This is a genomic window from Corallococcus sp. AB038B (assembly GCF_003668955.1).
In the GTDB taxonomy this organism is placed as follows: domain Bacteria; phylum Myxococcota; class Myxococcia; order Myxococcales; family Myxococcaceae; genus Corallococcus; species Corallococcus exiguus.
On sequence record NZ_RAWO01000010.1, the window covers coordinates 37,456 to 62,560 of the forward strand.

General features: G+C 71.7%; 1 protein-coding gene (cut by a window edge). It reads left to right on the top strand.

The features are described 5' to 3' along the window. Positions 1 to 25,105: the 5' portion of an Ig-like domain-containing protein gene (locus D7Y04_RS30480; protein WP_121761568.1), read on the top strand. 6,176 nt of this gene lie beyond the right edge of the window; the window shows 25,105 of its 31,281 coding nt (coding positions 1-25,105); its start codon is at positions 1 to 3; its stop codon lies beyond the right edge, outside the window.

The following is a 25,105-nucleotide window of genomic DNA, read 5'->3' on the forward strand; positions in this document are numbered from 1 at the left end:
ATGAAGCGTTTCTCCACACCGCGCCTGCGGGCGCTGGCGCTGATTCTCGCACTGGGCTGCGCGCTGCCGGGCCTTGCCCTGGCACAGCCGGCGCCCTCGGTGTCGTCCATCCATCCCCTGCGCTCATTCCAGCCGGGGGCACGCTCGGTCGAACTGGGCTTTGACGTCGACGGCGCCGCGTCGCAGGTGGCCGTGGCCCTCAAGGGCACCTCCACCTCCAAGGGTGTCTTCGTGGACCTGGCGCGCGTGGTGGTCCCTCGCGACCAGGCGGGCGCGGTTCCCTTCCACGTGCTCCTCCCGCTGTCGCAGCCGTTCCCGGCGGACGGCCGGCTGGAGGTGACCGCGTCGCCGGTGGCGGACGAGGGGACGAGCGTCTCGTCGGTGCAGGTCGTCTTCGACGCCACCCTGCCACCCCCGGCCTTCGCTCCAGACGCGGTGGGGGCCCGGGCGTCCCAGGACACGGGCCAGCTGCTGGTGGACGTGGCCTTCCAGGGCAGCGTGGCGCGCGCGGAGCTGACCGTGATGGGGGCCTCCTCGGCCCTCCTGCGCACGGTGAAGGGCGACCTGGCGGAGGTGGAGTCGCATGCGTTCGCGGTGGGGCGCCGGCTGGTCGCCTACCCGCGGGTCTCCACGCCGGGCCACGTGGCGTTCGCGGTGCCGATCCAGGGGGACCGCATTCCTCCGGATGGCGTGGTGGTGGCGGACGTGGCGCTGATGGATGCCTTCGGCCGCACGGTGCACACCTCCACGGTGGAGTTCACGGATTCGACCGCCTTCGATCCGCTCCTGACCCTGCGCGCCAGCCCGAAGCCGCTGCTCCTGTCGGAGGGCTTCGGGCAGCGGGTGCCCTTGAAGGTGACGGCGGTCTTCGCCATCGCGGGCGAGGTGGACGTCAGTGGCGCGCTCAACGGCGCCACCTATGAGTCGGACGACCCTGCCGTGGCCATGGTCACGCGCGACGGCCAGGTCGTGGCGCGTGCGAACGGGCAGGTCACGGTGCACGTGCACTACGCGGGGGCCACGGAGGACGTTCCCGTGATCGTGGACTCCAGCGCGACCCTGGCGTCCCTGGAGATCATCCCCGCGCCGCCCGCGACGGCCGCCTCCATCTCGCGCGTTGGCGGGACGCTGCAGCTGCAGCTGCGGGGCCGGCTGTCCAATCAGCAGTGGGTGGATCTCACGTCGTCCGCGCTGGGGACGCAGTGGCGCGTGGAGGACCCGACGCGGCTCCAGGTGTCTGCTGAAGGCCGGGTCACGTCGCTCAAGGCCCAGCCGTCGCTCGTGTTCGCCAAGCATCCGGATCAGCCGGAGGTCTCCCTCCTGGTGGATGCCCGGGACGCGTTCCCGGAAGTGAAGCTGAGCGCGCCCGCGACCGTGGTGGCCGGCGGCGAGGTGGAAGTGAAGGCCGTGGCCACCGACGACGTGGGCGTGGCGCGGGTGGAGTTCCTCGTCAACGGCGTGCCCACGGTGACGGACACCTCCGCGCCGTTCACCCTCCAGCTCAAGGCGCCCTCCACGGCGGGGTCCACCCTGGTGCTGAGCGCCCGCGCGGTGGACACCGCGAACCAGGTCACCCCCTCCTCCGAGCTGCGCATCCCGGTGACGGCCGCCCCGGCTCCCAGCAGCCGCATCCTCGTCTACGACGCTCCCACGGCCGGTCAGGTGCTGATCGCCGGTCTGCCCCAGACGATCCGCGTGACGAGCGGCGACTGGACGAGCGGCGAGCTGACGGCGAGCGACTTCCAGTCGGTCCGCTTCTCCGTGGACGGCGCGCCTCTGGGACAGGCCTCCGCACCTCACGTGGAGGTCCGCTCGTTCAAGAACGAGAAGGGTGCGCTGCAACAGCTGCTGGTGCCGTTCTGGGAGGTGAGCTTCATCCCCCCGCTGACGGCGGCGGGGACGGGCGTCATCCTCCGGGCGGAAGCGGTGGACAGCGCTGGCGCCCCGGTGCCCTCGCAGGCCCTGCCGGTCCGCGTCGCGGCGGACTCCGCGCCGCTCGTCACCCTGAAGACGCCTGCCCAGTCGCCCGTGGACGTCACCGCGGGGGCCCCCTTCACCGTGAGCGGCGCGGTGGCGGATGACGCCCTGGCGTTCGGCGTGGACGTGCGGTTCCTCGTGCGGGGGGCGGTGGTCGCCACCCAGCGGCTCGTGAAGAGCACCTTCGAAGGCTCTCCGTCCGGCTCCGCGGACTTCTCCTTCCTCTGGACGCCTCCCGCATCGCTGCTGGACAAGACCGTCCAGGTGGAGGTGCAGGCCATCGATGTGGGCGGAAACACGCGCACGGTGGCCTTCGCGGCGAATGTGAAGTCGGACCGCCCGCCGCAGGTCAACATCGTCAGCCCCGGCGTCTCAGACCCCATCCTCGCGGGTTCCCGCCTGCTGCTCACGGCCGACGTGCTGGATGACTCGCCGCCGCCCATGCGGGTGAGCTGGTACGTGGATGGCGTGCTCGCGGGCCTGGCCAGCGAGCCTCCCTACGCCGCGGAGACGCTCGTCCCCGAGGGCTTCGTCGGCAAGACCCTGGTCATCCGGGCCGTGGCGCGCGACTCCACCGGCATGGAGACGGCGGTGACGCGCAACGTGACCGTGTCTCCGGATCTGCTGCCGCCGTCGGTGTCCATCGTCACGCCGCTGATGAATGCCTCCGTGGTCGCCACCCAGGACCTGCTCGTCACCGTGGCCGGCCTGGATGACGTCGGCGTGCGGAAGGTGGAGCTCTTCCTCGACTCCAAGGTCCAGCCTGTCTTCACGGACTCCGCCCCTGCGCGCAACGGCACCATGGTGGGGTCGTTCATCTCCCACTTCATCATTCCCAAGACGTCCATCTCCACGCTGGGCAAGCACAGCCTGTGGGTGCATGCGACGGACGTCTCCGGCAACGTGGGCATCGCCCCGGAGGTCCAGTTCCAGGCCAATGGGGACAGCGACCCCACGGTCGCGTTCGTGCGTCCGCTCGCCGGGGCCACCGCGACGCTGGGCACGCGGCTGGAGGTGCTCATCAACGCCGCGGACGACGTGTCCGTGAACCAGGTGGAGCTCTTCCTGGGCAGCGAGAAGGTCGCGACCCTCACGGCGGCGCCGTACCGCTACGAGCTTCTCTTGGAGGGCGTGGCTCGCACGGAGGTGCTCCGCGCGGTGGCCACGGACTCCGCCGGCCATACGGACACGGCGGTCCAGAACCTCGTGCTGGTCGAGGACGATCAGGCCCCGCTCGTGGGCTTCCGTTCGCCCGCGGAGGGCGCGCGGGTCTTCTCCAGGTCCTCGCTGAGCGTGGAGGTGGTGGCGTCCGACAACGTCGGGCTGGCGTCGGTGGACCTGTATCGCGGCTCGACCCGCGTGGGCCACCTCACCTCGGGCGAAGCGCAGGGGCTCTACAAAGTCTTCACCTTCGCGGTGCTGCTGTCCCCGGCGGACGTGAACCAGGATGTGACGTTGCGCGCCGTGGCCTCGGACCTGGGATCCCCGGCCCGCACCGCGGAGCGGACCCTGACGGTCCGCGTGGTCCAGGACGCGCCCCCGTCCGTGACGGTGCTCGCGCCGCCGCCGGGCAGTCCCTACAAGGAAGGCGAGGACGTGCGGATGACGGTGTCGCTCAGCGATGACGACGGCGTCATCGGCTGGGTGGGCGTCTCCGGTGGCATCCCGATGGGGACGCTGCCCTCGGCGGGCGCGGCCCGGGACGTCAGCCAGCCGCAGACGGTGGTGGTGCGCGCGCCCATCGTCCACCTGGGCCAGCCCGCCACGGTGGGGGTCATCGCGCGGGACACGGCGAAGCAGGACTCGGACGCTGGCACGGTCGCCCTGAACGTGACGCACGACGTCCAGCCGCCCCGCGTGAGCCGGGTGGCTCCCACGACCGACACCGTGACGGTGACGGCTGGAGGCTCGCTGGGGCTTCGCGTGGAGACGCGGGATGACGTGAGGGTGTCCTCCGTGGCCCTCCTCCTGGATGGAAGCCCGCTGTCTCCGCCGGTCCTCCTGCAGAACGTCGAGGAGCGCTTCGACGAGGTGCGCACTCCGGATCCGCTGGGGCCGGGCACCGTGCTGCTGAGCCGTGAGTACGTGGGCACCTATGCGGGCACGGTGACGCTGCCCGCGCTGTCCGCCCAGAGCTCGCACGTCCTCACCGCGCGCGCCTACGACCCCGCCGGCAACCACGCCGACACGGCGGTGACCCTCCAGGTGCAGGAGAAGGTGGACCGTGAAGCGCCCCGCCTGACGATGTCCCTGAGGAACACCCCGGACGACGCCACGTGCGTCGCGGGCTCCACCGTGGAGCTGGTGTTGCAGGCCAGCGACGACGGACAGGTGAAGTCGCTCGAGGCGCACCTGGGCAACACGCTGCTGACGCTCCCGGCCTTCACGCCCGGCACCTTCGTCACCGCGACCGTGTCCATCCCGCTGCCGGAGCTCGCTTCCGGCTCCCAGCCCCTGGTCTTCTCCGCCCGCGCGGTGGATGCGTCGGGCAAGGCCACGGAGCAGGTCCTCACCCGCGTGTTGCTGCCGGATGGTCCGCCCTCGGTGGCGTGGCTCGCCCCCGCGGCGGGCGCGGCCCTGACGGAGGAGCGTTCGGAGCGCCTCCAGGTGGAGCTGCGGGACGACGTGGCGGTGGCGTCCAGCTTCGCGGTGCTCGCCACGGCCGAGGCCACCGCCGTCGAGGGCGCCCCCGAGGCGTTCGACGTGGCGGCGCCGGGTGCCACCGGTGACGGTCTGGCTTCGCACGTGACGTGGTCCATGGGCGCCGCGAGCACGGCCCAGCTGGACGTGACGTCCGGGCGCGTGCGCGTGGTGCCTCCCTCGGCGGGGCTGGGGAACCAGGCCGGGCTCGCGAGGTTGAAGGTGACCGCGCCGCCGGCAGGCCAGTCGCTGAAGGCGCGCGTGGGGTACCGCTACCGGTTGAACGCGGGCGCGGAGGCCGTCACGGAGGTGAAGACCTTCCTGGCCTCGCTGAACGCGGGACACCGCGTGGTCGAGTTCAAGGCGCCGTCCTACGAAGTGGACCTGGGGTTCCCCGCGGGCTCCATGACGGTGGATGAAATCGACGTGGAGTTCATGTCCGGCACTGAGCCGGCGGCTCCCGTGGACGTCCGCCGCACGCAGCTCGTGTACGAAGGCGGTTCGGTCCAGGTGCGGGCGGAAGTGGCCGGGACCTGGCTCGCGGTCGCGCGCTGGAGTGTCGGCGGTTCGGCGCCGGGCCGGGCGCTGCAACCTGTCACGCTCCTGAAGCCCGCGCTGGGTTGGGCGCCGAGCATGGCGGTGCTGACGGCGTTCGCGGCCGATGCCCGGGGACACCGGGCTCGCGCGGTGGCACCGGTGCGCGTGCAGCCGGACCTGGAGGCTCCCGTGGCGGCGGTGCTCCAGCCCGCCAGCGGAGCGTCGGCCGTCGCGGGCGTGCCCACTTCGGTGGTGCTGTCCTTCAAGGACAACGTGGAGGTGGAGTCCGCGGACCTGCTGGTGGACGGCGCGGCGCGCGAGTCGTTCACGCGCCCGGCGGCTTCGGCCCAGCGCACGGTGGTGCTCCAGCCGACGGCCACGGGCGCGCCCGTGGCGTTGACGGTGGTGGCGCGGGACCGTGCGGGCAATGCCTTCATTTCGCCCGCGACCTTCGTGCATGTGCGCGCGGACACGGTGCCCACGGTGAAGTGGGTGAAGCTCGAGTCCTCCGTGGAGTCGGTCTCCGAGATGGAGCTGGGCAGCGGCCTCGTGAGGCTTGTCCAGGGCGTCGAGGCCACCCTGTCCCTGGAGGCCGCGGATGACGTGGGCGTCGTGGGCATCACCACCGTCTTCGGTGACGCTGCTCCCAGCACGCTCACGGTGGCTCCGGCCCGGGCGAAGGTGCCGCACGAGGTGAAGTTCACGCCGCCCGTGTCCTGGGATGGCGCGCCGTCCGTGCTCAGCGTCGTGGTGACGGACACCGCTGGCAAGGTGGGGGTGGGGCGGCTCGTGGTGGAGGGCCGCAAGCCCCAGGCTCCGGTGGTGGCGCTCTCCTCGCCGGCGCGGGACGCGACCCTCATCGAGGGCAGCATCCAGCTCTTCGTGGAGGCCCTGGCGGCGGATGACACCGGCGTCGCGAAGGTGGAGTTCTTCCTCAACGGCCAGTTCGCCCTCGAGGTCACCGCCTCGCAGGGGAAGCCCATCGCCGTCCTGCAGGACGGGTACCTCAACGGGTTTCCGGTCCCGGTGGATACAGCCGTGCGCAAGGCCTACCAGCAGCTGCTCGGCTGCGATGCGGGCCCGGAGGTCACGCAGGAATGGACCGGCTGCGATGAGGACTCGCCGTACCGGGACATCTCGCGGCTGAAGTCCTACGGGGGCCGCGTGCGGCTTCCGCCAGGGTTCATCTCACTGGATGCGTCGCGTACCCAGACGTACGTCGACGTGCGGGTGGTGGCCACCGACAAGGAAGGCCATGTCGCCGTCGTCGACCGCTCCGCGCGGGTGCAGGCGGACAGCACTCCGCCGTCCGTGCAGGTGCTGCTCCCCACCCTCAGCCAGGCCGTGGTGGAGAAGACGTCGTTCCGCGTGTCCGCGATGGCCTGGGACAACGTCTTCGTGAACCAGGTGAAGCTGCTCGCGGGTCCCAGCCGCACGGAACTCCAGGTGTTCCACTCCGCCGGGGGCTTCCCGCTGGAGAACGCGTTCCCCTCGTCGCAGGCGGACGTCTACGCCCCGCTCATCACCGCGCAGGCGGTGGCGCCCGCGCTGCCCTCGTCGGGCAGCGTGGACATGGCCTACTTCGTGGCCGCGGAGGCCCGGGACCTGTCGGGCCAGACGGCCACCTACATCCAGCCGTTCCGGGTGGTGAGGGATCGCGAGCCGTCGGTGGCCATCGTGTCCCCGCCGGATGGCCGGACCGTCGTGGAAGGAAGCATCGTGCCGGTGGCCGTCGCCGCCGAGGACGACGTCGGAATCGCGTCCGTGCAGCTGAAGGTGAACAACGACGACCTGCCGGCGGTGACGCAGCCGCCGTTCTCCTTCCAGGTGAACGTCCCGCCGGGCGCCCAGGCGCTCACGCTCCAGGCAAAGGCCATCGACACGTATGGCCACGTGGTCTTCAGCCAGGTGGTCGTGCTGCCCGTGGGACAGGACGCTCCGCCCACGGTCGCGGTGGCCCAGCCCCACAATGGGGACATCCTCACCGAGGGCCGTGACTTCGCCCTCGTCATCGCGGCCCAGGACGACGTCGGCATCACGTGGGTGGAGGCGGTCATCGAGGGCGGGGTGAACGGCCCCTTGCGCTACTCCGCGACGACGAAGCCCTACTCGTTCCGGGTCCCGCTGCCCTACGGCTCCGCCAACCATCCGCTCACCGTGCGCGCTCGCGCGAAGGACACGTTCGGGCACGAGGCCAATGCCCCGGTGGTCACGCTGAACGTCCAGGCGGATGAGCAGCCGCCCACCGTCAGCTTCCTCACTCCGGCGAACAACTCGGAGATCGTGGCGGGCATGAACCTGGACCTGGAGGTCGTGGCGGACGACAACGTCGGTGTCTCCGCCATGGTCTTCACGCGCGAGGATCAGCAGCCGGCGGTGACCCTGGCCACGATGCCGGTGGCGCCGTACCGCTTCACCTACCGGGTGCAGAAGACGGACCTGGGCAAGACGCTGAAGTTCGTGGCCCGCGCGGTGGACACCTCGGGCAACGCGACCACGGCCGAAGCGAAGGTCACCGTGGTGCAGGACAAGCCGCTGGCGGTGGCGCTCCTGGGCGCGAGCGACATGGTGGTGGGGCTGGACGCGGACTTCTCCGCGAAGGTGACCAACGAAAGTCTGGGCGTCGCGTACGCCTCGCTGCAGCTGGGCCCGGAGGAGGACAGCTCCACGGAGGTGTCCCGGCGCTACCTGCGGCCCTACGACTTCACCTACCGCGTGCCCGCGGCGTTGAAGGGCCAGACGGTGCGCATGCGCGCCTACGTGCTGGACGTGGCGGGGCGTGAGGCCTGGTCCGCGCCGCTGGACGTGCTGGTGAAGGAGGACCAGAAGCCGACGGTGGCCCTCCAGAAGCCGCTCGCCGGGACCAACGTCTTCGACGGCGGCCGCATCCGCATCGAAGCGATGGCGCAGGACGTGGACAGCGGCATCCAGGAAGTCATCTTCCTGGTGGACGGCAAGCGGGTGGATGTCGCCCGGACTCCCGCGGGCATCCCGGGCGCACCGGATGTCTACGCTGGGACGTTCGTCGCCCCCGTGGGCAGCCGCAACCGGCGCTTCTCCATCACCGCCGTGGCGGTGGACAAGGCCGGGCAGGAGACCACCTCCGCGCCAGTGGACGTGGGCACCGTGAGCGACACGGTCCCCCCCGACGTGGAGTTCGTGGATCCGCCCGAAGGCGACCTGGTGACGGGCGGCAGCCTCGTGACGCTGAGGGCCGCGGCCCGGGACAACGTCGGGGTGACCTCGGTGGGATTCTACCGGGATGGCCAGTTCGTGGACTCCACGTCCCAGACGCAGCCCGGAACCGCGGGCCGGCTGCTGCATTCGCTCAACGTGCTGGCGCCGAACGACCGGGCTGGACAGGACATGCCCCTCTTCGCGACCGCCAAGGACCCCTCCGGCAATGAGGGCACCTCCCAGACCGTCAAGGTGGAGCTGGGCCTGCAGCCCTCGCTCGCGCGGCTGAGCCCCTTCAACACCGGCCGGCTGGGGCCCCTGGCGGTGGATGCGACGAACCGGGTGGTCGTGGGGGCCCAGGGGATCAGCAGCCTGGAGGTGAGCCAGGGGAACGCGCTCGTCCTCGCGCAGCTCTCCACCGGCGCCATCCAGCGCCTGTCCCACGTGCCCTTCACGGCCGCGCCCAAGGCGGTGGCCTTCATGGGCAACCACGCGCTGGTGCTGACGCCCGCGCACACCACGCCCGACAGGCAGTACATCCCGCCGCTGTTGTCGGTGGTGTCGCTGGTGTCGATGCAGGTGGTGGGCAGCGTGGACCTGCCGGGCGATGACGTCCGGGGCGTGGCGGTGAAGGACCGGCTGGCCTACGTCGCCAATGGCACCGCGGGCGTGGTGGTGGTGGAGCTGTCGGACCCGGCCTTGCCGCAGCGCGTGCGCACGGTCCCCGTGGTGGGGGCGGAAGGCGCGCGGGGCGTCTTCGTGTCCGGGAACCTGCTGCTCGTGGCCGCTGGGAGCGGCGGGCTGCGCATCCTGGACCTGCGCAACCCCAAGCTGCCCATGGTGTCGCCGGAGAACAGCTTCGTGGCGGTGCCGGGTGCCGCCAACGCGGTCTCGGCCGTGGGCACGCGCGCCTTCGTGGCGTGCGAAGGGGCAGGGGCGTACCTGGCGGAGGTGGACTTCTCGCGGCCGGAGGCGCCGAAGCTCGTCTCGCTGTTGTCGCACGCGCCCCGGCGCGCGGACCTGCTGGCCACGGGGCTCGAGTCGGTGAGCGTCTCCGGGAACCTGGCGCTCGCCACCAGCGAGCTGACGGACCAGGACGCGGACCCGGTGAAGGGCATGCTGTCGGTGTCCACCTTCTCCTCGCAGGAGCCGGGCAAGACGCTCGTGCGCGCCAACCTCCCGCGCGCCGCCCAGGTGGTGGGGGCCGCGAGCGGCGCGCTGACGGTGATGGACAAGGAGCTCGTGCGCTTCGGGCTCCAGCGGATGGTCGTGACGTCCGTCACGCCGGAGGACGGGGCACGCCAGGTGCCGGTGTCCTCCCCGGTGTCCTCCAACGATGAGACGGGCGTGAAGATCGACGTCTTCCTGTCGGAGGTGATTGACGCGGACAGCGCGAACCTGCCGGGCAGGGTGGTGCTGCGCTCGGGGGACCCGCTGCTGGGCCCGGTGGTGCCCATCACGGTGGACGTCACGGACCGGCGGCTGCGCGTCCGTCCCGGCGAGTCCAAGGACCTGGCGCTGGCCACGGAGTACTTCCTCACGGTGGACAAGGCCCTGGCGTCCGACCAGGGCTGGACCCTGGGCACGTCCTTCCGCACGCGGTTCACGACGCGCACGGCGAACGCGGAGCCGCCGGCCATCTCGCACCTCACCCCTGCTTCAGGGGCACAGGAGGGTGGGACCCTCGTCACGCTTTCGGGCTCGAACCTGGTGCCCGGCGCGCGCGTGTTCTTCTCCGGCGTGGAGGCGACCGACGTCTCCGTCGCCACGGGTGGCTTGTCCCTGACGGCCAGGACCCCGCCCAGCGCCGAGGAAGGCGCGGCCACGGTGACGGTCGTCAACCCCAGCGGCCTGGAGGGGTCGCTGTTCGGTGGCTTCCTCTACCTCAAGGTCCTGCACGTGGACTTCGTGTCGCCCGCCACCGGCCCGCTCGCGGGCGGCAACACGGTGGAGATGACGGGCGCCGGCTTCCAGCGCGGCGCGACCGTCAAGGTGGGAGGCGCTCCCGCCACGCAGGTCCGGGTGGTGTCTCCGGGCCTCATCACCCTGACGGTCCCGCCGGGCGCGTTCGGTCCCGCGGACGTGGTGGTGACGAACGCGGATTTGAAGAGCGTGGTGGCGCCCGGGGCCTACCTGTACACGGACCTGGGCGTGTCGTCCTCCGTGAGCCGGCACGTGCCCTCCGGGGAGAACGACCCGCGGCCCGACGGCAAGCTGCCGTCGATACCCCCCATCAAGGTCGCGCTGTCCGGCGGCTTCGCGTGGGTGCTGTCTCCGACGAACGTGATGGTGTCCGCGCAGGACGTCGCCCAGATGATGGAGAGGAGCACCCACGGCGCGCTGTCGCTGGTGGACGTATCCGACCCGTCGAATGCGCGCCTCGAAGGGTTGGCCGGCATTCCTCCGCCGTATCAACCGGTGGCCCTGTCCGTCCGGGGCTCGTACGCGTACGTCGTGGCGAACGGAGCGTCACTGCAGTACGTCGACGTCGCGGGCGAGGGCGTCCCTTCGTTGCTCGTCTTCGACGCGGCCAACCCCTCACAGCCCACGCTCAAGGCGATCTTCCCCTCGGTGGGAGAGGCGAAGGGGCTGGCCATCGCCGGGGACCTGGCGCTGATGGCGGCGGGGTCTGGCGGCGTGGCGCTGTACTCGCTGCAGGACTCCGCCCGGCCGGTGTTGCTGGGCTCGGTGACGCAGTTCCTCTTCGGTGGGCAGATGCGGTCGCCCTCCATCGAGGACGTGCAGGTGTCCGGCCACCATGCGGTCCTCACCGCGAAGGTCGGCGCCGACGTGCGGCTGCTGGTGGTGGACCTGTTGAAGCAGGACCTGCCGGTGTTGGGAGAGCTCACGGGAGGCTCCAGTGACGTGGCCGTGTCCGGCCGCAACGGCCTGAGGGTGGCCGCGGAGTCGCTGCGCACGCTGTCGCTGGCCCAGCCCACGCGGCCCCGCGAGGCGTCACCGGTGGTGCCGCTGGTGCGCGGCATGAAGTTCACGAACGCCGCGATGGGACCGCACCTGGGCGTGGCGTCCGCGTATGGGCCGTCCGCCCTGGTCCAGGTGCTCCTGGCCTCGGAACCCTCGCGGCCCCAGTCCGTGAACGCGGTGGACCTGTATCCCGCGACGAGGCTGTCCGACGTGGCGGTGGCCGGTGGTCTGGTCGTGGCCACGGTGACGGAGACGGCGGGACGTGTAGGCCAGGCCGTGGCAAAGGACGCGGTGAGCGTCGTCGCCATGCCCTTCCCGGTGGTGACCGGCAGCACCCCCGCGGACGGCGCGGATGACGTGGTCGTGACGCTGCCTCTGAAGGTGACGCTCAACCGGTCGGTGGCCAATGCCACCGACTCCACCGTCCGACTGGTGCTGCTGGATGGCTCCGCCGACGGCAGCGAGGTGGAAACGAACGTGGAGTCCGTGGGGACCACCGTGACGGTGCATCCCGATGCGGCGGTCCTCCTGGCCGGCAGGACGTACCAGTTGCGGATCGAAGGACTTGTCGGGTCGGACGGCGCCCTCATGCCGGGGCGCTATGTGGCGGAGTTCAGCACTGCTGCGCACGAGGACGAGCCCCAGCTGCAGGTGCAGAGCGTGTCGCCCCGGCAGGGCCCCGCTGGGAGCCAGGTGGAGGTCGTCCTGACCGGCACCGGTTTCGAGTCGACCCGTGCGTTGGAGGTCTCCTTCAACGGCAAGCGGGCGGACGTCATCAGCATCACCGAGGGCGGAACGAAGGCCAAGGTCCTGGCTCCCAAGGGGACGGCGGGCGCGGCCACCATCACCGTCCAGCGAGCTGGGGGCCAGCACGTCGAGCTCATCGGTGCGTACCTCTACGTGGATCCGCTCGACCTGCTGGCGGTGACGCCCGCGCGCGGCCGGTCTTCGGGTGGCACGCGCGTGCTCCTGTCGGGCAAGGGCTTCTCACCCGGCGGTACGGTGCAGGTGCGCTTCGGGACGAAGCCCGCCTACAACGTGCGGGTGCTGGGCCTGGGGCTCGTGGAGGCCATTACGCCTGATGGCCTTCGCGGCCCGGTGGATGTGACCCTCCGTCAGTCCGAACCCGCGACCCCGGAGGTCTTCACCGAGGACACGCTGATCAAGGGCTTCACCTTCGATCAGCCGACGGGCTCCGCCGTGCCGCTGTCACGCACCTTGCGTGACGTCGCGGTGACGGGCGATTGGGCCTTCGCGGTGGGCGAGCAGTCGCTGGACGTCGTGAGCCTGTCGGGGCGCTACATCACGAACGGCACGATGGGGGACAACATCCCGTTCGATCAGCGGGGCGGCCTCGTCGACCTCGACAAGAACGGCAGGGACGACCGCGTCGCGGCCCACCTGGACCTTCCCGGCGAAGCGACGTCCGTCGTGTACGTGCCCGGCTCGGCGTCCAGGCCGCACCTGCTCTACGTCGGCCTCGTCCGCCGGGACGAAGACGGCGTCGCGCTGGGTGGCTCGGTCGCGGTCGTGAACGTGAGCAATCCGCTGGCGGGGGTGTCGCTCCTCCGCACGGTGCCCGTGGGGCTGCATGGCGTGTTCGGCGTGGACGTGCATGACGAGCGCCTGATGGCGGCGGCGGCGGCCAGCGGGTTGCGCTCGTTCGACATCTCCGTGGAGACCTTCCCGGTGCACACCGCGGACGCGACCCCCGGAGCCCAGGCGATCGCGGCCTGGGGAAGCAAGGCCGTGTTGGGCACGGGGACGCGTGCCGCGGACTTCAAGGTGAGCGGGGGACAGCTCCAGGTCTGGAACGTGGAGGCGACGCCCTCCAAGGTGCCCGAGCTGTCCGCTCCGCTGTCCGTGCAGCGCATGCGGATGCTGGGGGACGTGGCGGTGGTGGCGGCGGGGGACGACGGCCTGGTGCTGGTGGACGTGTCGCAGCCGGAGTTGCAGCGGCTCGCCACGCTGGACGTGCACGGGTTCGCCTGGGACGTGCGGCTCGCGGGGCGCCTGGCCTACGTGGCCGCGGGCGCCGCGGGCGTGGCGGTGGTGGACCTCAATGACTTGCTGAACCCGAAGCTGCTCTACCACGTCACCGGCAGCCAGGGCGGCGACGCCCGCGCCGTGGCGACGGCTGGAGGCCGGCTGGTGAGCGCGCGCGATCGCGGCGTGCTCGGCTGGTCGCTGGACTTCGGCGACGCGTCGGAGCTGTCCGTCGCCAGCGCGAGCGTGGCGGAGGGCGAAGTCGTGCCCACGGACCTGCCGTCCGTGCTGGTCACCTTCTCCGCGGCCGTGGACGCGGCCTCGGCGATCCAGGCCTTCTCCTTCACGGCCAATGGCGTGCCCGTGCCCGGGGGCACGCCGGAGGTCGGTTCTCCGGATGCCCTGCGCAGCACGCTGACGTTCCGTCCGTCCGGGCCGCTCCCGGCGGGCGCGGCGTTGAAGCTGCACGTGTCGCAGGCGGTCCACACTCCGGGCGGTACCGCGTCCCTCATCGCGCCCTTCTCCGTGTCGTTCCGCACGGCGGACCTGGCGGGGGCCATCCCGGTCATCTCCCAGGTGGTGCCCCGCGTGGGGCCCACCTCCGGAGGCAACCGCGTGGAGGTGCTCGGCAGCGGCTTCGAGCCGGGCGTGACGGTGAAGGTGGGTGGAGTCCCCGCGCAGGTGATGGAGTGGTCTCCCACGCGCCTGCGGGTGACGGTGCCTCCGGGGGCCGTGGGGCTGGCGGACGTGGAGCTGACGCAGCTGTCAGGTCTGACCGCGCGCAGGGCCGGCGGCTACCTGTACGTGGCGCCGCTGCAGGTGGGCAATGCGCTGCCCCGCTTCCTGAACCCGCGCGGCAACAGCACGGTGCGGGTGTCGGGCAACGGCTTCCTGCCCGCGTGGGCGGACGCGCTGGGCGCCACGCGCGTCCTGGTGCGCGGCCTGCCCGCGTCGTCCGTGTCGGTGACGTCCTTCACGGAGCTGACGGCGTTGGCGCCGCCCGGCTCGTTCGGCGCGGCGGATGTGACGCTGGTGTCGCCGGACGGCCTGTCGCGCGTGCGCTCGACGTCCGAGCTCGGCTACGGCCTGGCGTTCTCCGGGCAGGAGAGCGTCGTCTCCGCCTCTCCGCACGCGCTCGTCGCCAACCCGGAGGACCCCTTCCAGGTGTTCGTGGCGGCCGGCGCCAGTGGCAACGGCAACACCTTCCCCCAGAAGTACACCGGGGCGCTCACCCATGAGGGCTACATCCCGGAGTCGTACCGGGCGCTGGTGTTCGACGCGTCCAAGCCCGGCCGTCCCCTGGCGTCGGGCGTCGCGATCGTCGACCCGCCCGACGCGCTCGTGGACCGCTTCTTCGCCACGCGCATGGGACTCCTGGGGAAGGTGAACCCGCCGGACGTGGAGGTGATGCCGGACTCGCTGGACGTGGCGGTCCGTGGCGGCCAGCTGCTGGTGGCCAACGGCCAGAGCGGCCTGGCCGTGCTGGATGCGACGCACAGCCTGGAGCTGACGCTGCTGGGCCAGGCGCCGTTGGAAACCGGGGCCGCGGATGCGGCGCCGCTGGCCACCCGCGTGCTGCCGACGCCCACGGGCGCCTGGCTCCTGGGCACCATCCTCACCCTGGATCCCAAGGCGCAGTGCCCCGGCCGTCCGAAGGCCCATGGCACCGACGGCAAGATGGTGCTCTACGACACGCGCGTCCCCAGCGACCCGCTGCGCATCGGAGAGCTGGCGCTGGGCGAGGACGTCTTCGGGGCGACCTTCTCCCAGGGCCGCGCCTTCGTGGTCACGGGTGTGCACGAGGGTGTCTTCAACTGCGCGACAGGTGCAGGCCCGTTCGTGCTGCCCCCGCCGCCGGAGACCACGCTCACGGGCCATGCCATGGGCGATCATGCGAATCCGTTCGAGGGCTACTCGCCGCACGGCCGGCTGCACGTCTTCGCGTCGGCCCGTCCGGGGGCGACGTCCAAGTCGATCCTCGCGGACTCGGCCCTGACGGACGTGGTGGTGGTGGGCGATGTGGCCATCGTCGCCGCGGCGGACAAGGGGCTCCTGTTCTTCGACGTGTCGGATCCGCAGGGCCCGACGCTGCAGCGGACGCTGCCGTTCAACGAGGAGCTGTCCAACACGCCGGGCCATCCGCAGCGCCTGCGCCTGCTGGGCGACATGCTCTTCGTCGCCGCGGCCGAGGGCGGCGTGGTGCTGGTGGACGTGGCGAATCCGCTCGAGCCAAGGCTCGTGAGCGGCGGCAACGTGGAGTCGGCGCTGGACGTGGTGGCGGTGGAGGACCGCCTGCTGCTGGCGGGTGGCCCGGCGCTGACGGAGCTGTCGGTGCCGTTCCTGTACGTGACGGGAATGGAGCCCGCGCGGCGGTCGCTGGTTCCGCCCGAGGACGTGGCGCTGACGGTGCGCTTCAACCGCCCGCTGGCCGCGCCGTCCTTCACGGACAGCAGCGTCCGGCTGCGGCTCCTGCCCGGCGCGGGGGGCGCACCCGGCGACACCGTGGACGTGACGCTGGAGGCCGACGGCGCGGTGCTGACGGTCCGGCCGGAAGACGCCCTGTTGCCGGACCGCGACTACCAGCTGTCGGTGGACACGTCCGTGACGGATCAGCGCGGCGGTGCGTTGCTGATGCCGTTCCAGCTCGCGTTCCATACGGCCGCAACGGGGAGCCGGACGCCGAGGCTCGCCTCGGTGTCGCCCGCTTCCGCCTCCATGGCGGGAGGAACGGTCTTGACCGTGGTGGGCGAGCGCTTCACCGGCACGTCCGAGGTCCTCGTGGGCGGCAAGCCCGCGGTCTTCACCGTCACCAGTGACACCGAGCTGAGCGTGGTGGCCCCGGCGACCACCGTGGCGGGCCCCGCCGACCTGGAGGTGCGCAACGTGGGCGGCCCGGTCGCGGTGCTGCCGTCGTCCGTGCTGTACCTGCAGTCGCTGGAGGGGATTGGCATCAGCATCTCCCCGGACCATGGGCCGGTGGCGGGCGGAACGACCGTGTCGGTGTCCCTGTCGGGCCCGGGCCTGGCGCCGGGGACGCGCGTCTTCGTGGCCCCCAACTGGCAGCCCGTGGAGGAGACCCAGAAGCTGGACGTGGACGTGCGCGACCTGTCCTCGTTGCGCTTCGTCTCGCCCCCGGTGGACCATCCGTCGCTGGTCCCCGTGTGGATTGCCCGTCCGAACGAGGCCCCGGTGCAGGTGGGCCTCTTCGCGTACGACATGCCGGTCGGCTCCTCGTTGGACCTGCCGGGCTTCCCGCCGCGCGTGGCTTCGGAGATCTCCCTGAAGGGAGATCAGCTCGCGGTGGGCGTGGCCAACGCCGGGTACTGGGGGTTGGAGCTCTTCGACGTGAAGGTGGAGGAGTACCCCCTGCGGCTGGGGGGGCTGTCCACGCTGGCGCCGGTGCGCGGCCTGGACCTCTCCGGTTCGCTGGCGTTCCTGGCCATGGACTCCATGGGTCTGCAGGCGGTGGACGTGTCGCGGCCGGAGAAGCCCTTCCTGGTGGCGGGCGGAGACACGACGGGCTCGCTCGCGACGAGCGTCCGCGTGGAAGAGGAGCGCATCTACGTGGGCGTCACGGACCCCACGGCCGCGTGGGGCGGCGTGCGGGTGTTCCAGGGCGTGGGGCCCAGGCTGACCGGCGTGGAGATCGTGTCGCTGAACACCGACGTGCTGGCGCTGGAGTTGGGGACGGATCGCTTCTACTCGCTCACGTCGTCGGTGGCCGCGGGGAAGGGCCCGGGCCTGACCCTCTCCATCCACACGCGGAGCGGTACCCACGTGGGGCACGTGGCGGTGTTCTCCGGTGAGCGCACCTATGAACAGCTGGTGGCCAGCCGCCTGCTCGTGCGCGCGGGCCGCGCCTACGTGACGGTGGGGACGAAGCTGTACGTCTTCGACCTGTCCATCGAGAGCGCGCCCAAGATCCTCCAGTCGTCGGATCTGGGCAGCCCGGTCATGGGCCTGACGTTCGTGGGCGGCTCGCTGTTCGCCTCCACCTCGTCGGGGAAGACCGTCATCGAGGTTCCTCCCTCCGAGCTGCTGGCGGTGGAGCTGTCGCCCGCACCGGGCAGCGTCGTGCCGGCGAGCCAGGCCATCCAGGCGCGCTTCAGCCTGCCGGTCAAGGAGGAGACGGTCACGAGCGCCACGTTCCAGGTGGCCGTGAACGAAGGCTCGGCCTGGAGCGAATACGAGCACGGCACGTACGGCGTCGTGTTCGCCACGCGCGGCTCGACGGCGGTCTTCACTCCGGATCCGCAGCATCCCCTCCCACCCGGAGCGCAGGTCCGCGTGAGGATCACGACCGGCGTACAGGGCTTCGACACGCGCTCGCTGGCGGCGCCCGTGGAGGCCTACTTCACCATCGCTGGCGCGGGTGCGCTCCAGCCGGTGATCAGTGACCTGGATCCTGCCTCCGGGCGGACGAACGTCACCACCGGGGTAACGCTCAAGGGGGCCGGCTTCCTCGCGAACGGTCTCACGACGGTGCGGGTGGGCGGTCAGGACGCGGCGGTGACGTGGGTGTCCTCGACCGAGCTGGAGATCGTCGTGCCCCCGGCCATCGCCGCGGTCGCTGGACCCGCGATGGTGGAGGTGCTGGACGTACCGTCGGGTCTGGTGGCACGGCGCCTGGGCGGGTTCCTCTATCGGGATCCCCTCCAGATGGTGGCCCTGTCGCCCTCGCAGTCGCCGCAGCAGGGCGGTGTGCTGGTCAAGCTCACCGGCCATGGCTTCGCGCCCGGTATGGCCGTGACGTTCGGTGGAACGCCGTCGTTCGACGTGCGTGTGACGTCCATGGAGAGCGCGGAGGCGAAGGCGCCGCCGCATGCCTCCGGCCTGGTGGATGTGACCCTGGGGCTGTCGGATCAACCCCCGTCCCTGGGGCTGCCGTTCCTCTATGGCGCGGGAGCGGTCTCCCAGCTGCCCTCGCTGCCCGTGGCGCATGTGCTGGTGGATGAGGGCATCGCCTATGCCGCGCTGGGCGGCGAGACGGCCGTCACCAACGTGGATGGCTCGGTGGTCTACGACCCCTCGAAGGCCACGACGCAGGGCGGACTGCTCGTTGCCCGGCTGAACGAGCTGCCCACGCTGCGTGAGGAGACCACGGTCAACTTCAACGCCGCGGGCGGTGGCCGGCGGCTCGCGAAGGCGGGCTCCACGCTCTACATGGCCGCGGGCCCCGCGGGCGTGATGCGCTGGAACGTGGCGACGCCTGCTTCGCCGCAGTCCCTGTCCTCGCTGCCCGTGACGGGTGAGGCCTTCGACGTGCTGGTGAAGGACGACCTGCTCTTCGTCGCGGACGGGGCAGGCGTCTCGATGTACCGGCTGGGAGAGACGGCCGCGCCGCTGCCCGTGGGCCAGCGGCTGCTGACGGGGGGCGCCCGGGCGATGGTGCTCCTTGGGTCGAACCTGGTGGTGGCGGACGGCAACGCGGCCGCGCCGCTGCTGCACGTGCTGGACGCGGCGAAGGGCTCGCTGTCCAGGATGGGTGAAGGCTTCGGATTGAGCGTGCCGGCCCGGCACCTCACCGTGAGCGGCACGCGGGTGTTCGCGTCGCTGGGCAAGGCGAAGCAGGTGCAGTTGGTGGAGCTGGCGGATCCGCCTCATCCGGCCTCGGGCGGTGTGCTGGTGCTGACGGATCCGCTGGGCCGCACGTGGATGTCCGCCGAGCAGACCTGGGTGGCGGGCGGCGTGGCGTACGTCTCCGCGGGTGGCGGCAAGGTGCAGCGCTTCGCGGTGCCGGTGGGTGGAATGCCGGTCGCGCTGGAGCGGATGCAGGTGGTGGGCGACGCGCGGACGGCGGCCTTCACGGGTGACTACCTGCTGGTGGGCACGCTGCTCCTGAATGCGCAGGGCTCGCCGGTGGAGCTGCCGCTGTCCCAGCCGCCCTCCGGAGTGACCTCGCTCGTGGGCTCGCTGTCGGTCGTGGAGCTGGACCACCTGGAGGTCGTCGGAACGACGCCTTCCGAGGGCGAGACGGTGGCGGTGGGCACGGCGCCCCGGGTGCACGTGACGGCGCTCGCGGACCTCAACACGGCGCAGGGCGTGACGTTGTCGCGGATGACGGGGAGCGGCGATGAGCCGGTCAAGGTCGCGCGGCGCATGGAGGCGACGACGCGTGGTTCGGACGTCATCCTGGAGCCCTATGCTCCGCTGAGTCCTTCCGCGCAGTACCGGCTGCACGTCGGTGCCACGTTGGCGGACCTGGCCGGCGGCGCGCTGGGCACGGACGTGGACGTGCGCTTCAAGACGGCTTCGCTCGTGTCGGCGGAGCCGCCGGAGCTGGTCGCCGTGGTCCCGGCGCATGGCCTGGAAGCGGGGGGCAACCGGGTGACGCTGACCGGCGAGCACCTCGTGGTGGGCTGCACCGTGAAGTTCGGCGGCGCTCTCGCGACGGCTGTCGTGGTCGCCGCGGACGGGCGCAGCGTCGCGGTGACCGTGCCCGAGGGCGTGGCGGGGCCCGCGGCCGTGGAGATCACCAACCCCGGTGGCCTGTCCGTGATGCGGCTGGGCGCCTATCGCTACCTCCCGGAGCCCTTGCTGACGGCGGTGTCGGCCACGTCCGCGCCGTTCGACAGCCAGGCGTTCATCACGCTGACAGGGCAGGGGCTGTTCGGCGGCAGCCGGGTGTACTTCGGCACGGTGCTGGCGCCCGTGGTCGAGCTGCTGTCGGCCACCCAGCTGCGCGTCCGCGTGCCGGACAACGTCACCGGCTCTGTCGTGCTGCGCGTGGCGACGCCGGGTCCGGACAACACGGAGCTGAGCGCCATCTGGCCCACTCCGTTCACGTTCACGTTGGATGAAACGGGGACGTTCTCCCCCGGCGCCGACGCGATGGCGCGCGTGGGTGACAAGCTGCTGGTGGCGCGTGGCGGCCGGTTGGTGGTCCGGGGTCTTGCCGCGAACGAGACGCTGTATGACGGCGGGGACGATGTTTTGGGTGTCCCCAACGCCACGGCCCTGACGGTGAGCGGGGACGAGGCATACCTCGTGGGACCGGGCCTGCTCGTGCGCTACGCGCTGGGGGCCTGCGCGACCGTGGAGCTTGATGCGTGCACGCCGCAGGAGCTGGAGCGGGTGCACCTGGCGCCACAGGGTGTGGTGCCCATGGCCGTCGTGGCCTCGCGCGACGCGGCCTATGTCGCGGTCGCGGGCGGCACCGAGGTGTCGCTGCTGGGCCGGGTGGACGGGGAGCTGCGCGTGGTTGCCCAGACGTCCCTGTCGGGCGGCACGCTCCGGGCCCTGGAGCGGGTCCAGGGCGCGCTGGTCCTGTTGGTGGACCAGGGGACGAAGTCGCGGTTGGAGCTGCGTGACTTCTCGGACGCTCAGCTCTCCCTGACGGGCTCGCTGGAGAATCTGCCGGCGCCCGCGCTGTCGATGGCCGTGGAGGGCAACCAGGTCCTCCTGGGCCTGGGAACGGGCATCGAGCTGGTGGATGCGACGACGCCCGAGTTCCCCACACGGCTGGGCCATTGGGACTCGCAGACGCCGGGCAACGACGCGCTGTCCGTGGCGCTGTCGGGCCCCTGGGCGTGGGTGGGGGGCCGCACGCGCTTGTCGTGGGTGGACACCACCCAGCCTGACGCGGGCGTGTTCCAGGAGCGCACCTGGGCCCCGACGACCGGGGTGTCGGGCGCGCGCACCCTGGTGGTGGGGGGCGTCGCGGTGGCGGCCAATGCCTCCACGATGAAGACGTTCCACCTGCCGTACCCGGTGACGGTGGCGACGGTCCCCGTGCCGGGCGGCGAGCTGCCTCAGGGCGGCACCGTGTCGATGACGCTGTCGTCCTTCATGCCCCCGGCGGTGGCCCCGGCGAGCACGCTGGTGGTCAAGCCCGAAAGCCTTTCGGAGCCCGTGAGTGGAACGGTCGTCGCATCGGGGTCTCTGCGTGGCTTTACGCCCGTGCCGTCACTCACCGTGGGGGCCGTGTACGTGGCCGAGGCGCACCTGGCGGCGACGGGAGTGGTGGGGGGCACCGTGCGCGGGCCCTGGCGCTTCCCGGTCGTGGGCGGCGCGGTCGAGACCCAGATGAGCCTCGCGTCGCTGGTCCCCGATCACGGTGACGTGGCGGGCGGGACGTCCGTCCTGCTCACCGGCTCCAACCTGGGCGCCGTGTCGAAGGTCCACTTCGGTGGCACGAGCGTCATCCCCGAACCGGGCCAATCCGCGACCGCGTTGCAGGTCATCACTCCGGCTACGAATGTCGCCGGTCCGGTGACGGTGGCGCTCGAGGCCGCGGGGCAGCCGTGGCTGCGCTGGGACGGTGCGTTCACCTACGTCGCCCAGCCCTTCATCAGCGCGGTGGCACCCGCGGTGGTGCCGCTCGAGGGTGGCAGCGTGACGTTCACGGGCGGCCGGTTCACGCGCGGCATCTCCGTCTTCGAGGAGACGACGCCGGAGCCGAAGCCCGTGGAGATTGTCTCCCTGACGGGCACGTCGCTGACCGTAAAGGTCGCGGAGGGACCTGCCGGGCTGGTGCCGCTGCGGCTGGAGTCGCCGGGAAGCGCGTCCGTGTCGCTGGCGTCGCTGGTGAGCCGCGCGGACCTCAAGCCGCCGGCCGTGGTGTCGTGGTCGCCGGCCGGGACGCAGGGCGGACAGAGCGTGCCCGTGGCGTCGCAGTTCACGGTCCGCTTCAACGAGCCCATCGCTTCCACGAGCGTCGCGCAGGCGAAGCTCACTCAAGTGCTCACGGGGCTTGCGGTCGCGTCGACGGTGACCGCGGATCCGGATGGCCTGGGCCTCACCCTGGTGCCGGCCGCGCCCCTGGCGCAGACGACGCAGTACCGGCTGAGCGTGCAGGGCGTCACCGACCTGGGGGGCAATGTCCTGTCCCAGGGCGGCACGGCGACCTTCCGCACCGTGGATGGCGTCCCGCCGCAGGTGGAGCTCATCGCGAAGGGCTCGGGCCGCACGGTGGTGACGGGCGACCGGTTCAGCGCGGGGACGCCGTGGACCTTCGAGGTCCGCGTGACGGACGACTCGGGACAGGTCTCCGGCCGCAAGCTGTCCGTGAATGGTCAGAACCTGACCGGGAACAACGGCCTCTTCACGTACACCTGGCCCGCGTCGCCGTTGGGGAACTCGCAGCTGGTGGCGTGGGCCCAGGACGCGGCGGGCAACATCACGGAGCTGCCGCCCATCACCATCCAGGTGGTGAACGACCTGCCGCCGACGGTCACCTTCACGGCGCCCGCGGTCGCGCAGCTGACGCTGGAAGAGGGCGCTTCGCTCGCCGTGGCGGTGACCGCGACGGACAACTCGAGCGTGAGCAGCCTGGAGCTGCGGCTCGACGAGGCCTCGCTGAAGCTCGTCCTGAACCCCACGGCCCCGCTGACGTACACGCTGAAGGCGCCGCGGGTGGCTTCGGGTCCGGAGACGCACGCGCTCACGGCCCGTGCCCAGGACAATGCCCAGCTCGTGGGCAGCGCCGCGCCCGTGATGCTCACGGTGACGCCGGACAGCACCGCGCCAGTGGTGGCGTTCCTGTCGCCGGGCGCCAACACCCGCGTTCCGTCTGGCATGCCGCTGGACCTGCGCGTCAGCGCCACGGACACCAACACCGTGAAGTCCGTCCGCATCACGAAGGACGGGGCGGACCTGGAGACCCTGCAGGGGCCCAACTGGATGACGCGGTGGACCGCTCCGGTGGTGGCGCAAGCCACCCAGGTGACGTTCGTGGCCCACGCCCTGGATGAGCGGGGCAACGAAGGGGTGACCCAGCCCCTGACGGTGACGGTGGAGCCCGCCGACGCGCCACTCATCAGCATCACCAATCCGAACCCCGCCTGGACCTACACCGAAGGGACCGAGGTGACCTTGTCGGCCACGGTGGCCGCGCCTGGCGGTGTCAAGGAGGTGCGGCTGTCCCTGGATGCGCAGGAGCTCATCGTCGTCGCGTCGCCCTGGCAAGCCACGTTCAAGGTTCCTCCCGTGGGTGCCGCGGGAGGCGTGGTGATGGTGCGTGCCTGGGTGAAGGACAACGCGGGCCTCGAGGCCTCGTCGGTCCAGCAGCTCCGGATCGTGGACAGCAACGCCACTCCGCCGACCTTGACGCTGCCGGTGGAGTTGGAGGGACCGGTCTTCGCCGGTGGCGCCTCCGTGGCAGCGCTGGCCACGGCCACCCAGGGGGCCACCGTCGAGCAGCAGATCTTCGTGGCGGATGCGGGAGTCGCGACGGGGGCGGCGGGGAACGTCCTGCCCCTGGGGCCGGACGGCGCTCGTGTTCGCGTGGTGGCCCGGGCCGTGGGCCTGGGCGGAACGGTGGACGCGGGCGTCGAGGGTTCGCTGGCGCAATTCGCGCAGGGGCCGGCGGTGCTCTCCACCTTGGAGGGAACCGCCGACGTGACGGCCCTGGCGTTCCAGGGCGCGGACCTGTTCGTCCTCCGGGATGATGCTGGCGGTGGCGCCGAGGTGGAGCGCCGCGACCGCGCGACAGGCGTGTTGGTGTCGCGGCGGTCGCTGGAAGGCACTCCCGCGGGACTTGCCGTCCTCGGCGACCGTCTGGCGGTCGTGCTGCGCTCGGCGGGGAAGGGAACCCTCGCGCTGCTGTCGGCGGAGGACCTTTCCTCGGTGGGCAACAGTGTGGCGCTTCGCCGCGAGCCCACGTCGGTGGGGGTCTTCCGGGGCGGCTTCGTCGTCGGAAGCGACGACGGCCTGGAGTCGTTTGATCCGAAGGGGAAGCTGCGCGCGCACCTGCCGTTGGGGAACGTGACGGCGCTCTCCATCCAGGGCGACTGGCTCTACGCGCTGGCGGACGCGAGCCTGTTCGCGGTCGACCTGACGGTGCCTCCGGCGCCGAAGCAGGTCGCGCAGGTGCAGACGGCGGGTGTGGCCGTCACGGCGCTGGGCGCCGGGCGGGCCTGTGTGGTGGGGGCGGCGGCACGCTGCTTCACGCTCTCTGGAAGCACGTTGTCGTTGGTGGGGGAGAAGACGCTCGGTGGCGCGGCCACGTCTGTCGCGGCGTTGGGCCCGTGGCTGATGGCGGGCTCCGATAATGGCCTGACGGTGCTGGATGCCCGGACGGCGCCCCGGATCGCGGGCTTCTATCCGGCGGTCCAGGGACGCGTCAGCGCATCGGGCAACACCCTCGTCGCGGCGAAGGGGACGTCGCTGTCCCGGCTCATGTTGGAGCGGGGCTCCGCTGCGCCCACGCTGACGCTCTGGCTGCCCTCCACGGCGGCCGCGGGCGCGCGGCTGCCGCTGACGACGACCTGGTCGGACGGAGTGATTCCCTTGAACGCGTTCACCGCCGAGCTGAGCGTCGGTGGGCGTGTGGTGCAGGTGCTCGACAATGCCTTGCCGACGTCGGTGGACCTGCCGCTCGCTCCAGGCGGCGTCCAGGTGTCGCTGCGGGTGTGGGACCTGGCGGGCAACGAGGCCCAGGCCTCGGGGTCCGTGACGCTCGTGGACGCAGGCACGGGACCGGTGCTCCTGTCGCTGGGGCTGCCCACGGATGCGCTTGAAGGAACGGAGTTCCTGGTGCGCCCGGAAGCGGCGTCGCCGAACCAGGTGGACCGGGTGGAGGTCTCGGTCGCGGGAGGCACGCCCGTGGTCTTCAGCGCGCCCGCGTGGGCCGGAATGCTGCAGGCGCCGCAGGTCACGGAGGATGGAGACGTGACCGTCACGGCCGTGGCGGTGGACGTCCAGGGCCGCTACGGCCCCGTGAAGCAGGGCTCCGTCCGGGTGCTCAACGACACGGGGACCGCACCGGTGGTGAGCAAGCTGGAACTCGAGACCCCGTCCTCCATCGTGGAGGGGACTCGCGTGCGCATGGTCGCCGAGACGGCTCCGGACACGGTCGGAGCGGTCCGCTTCCGGCTCCTCGGTGCAGGCCCCCTGCCCCTGGATCAGCAGCGCGTGAAGGCGA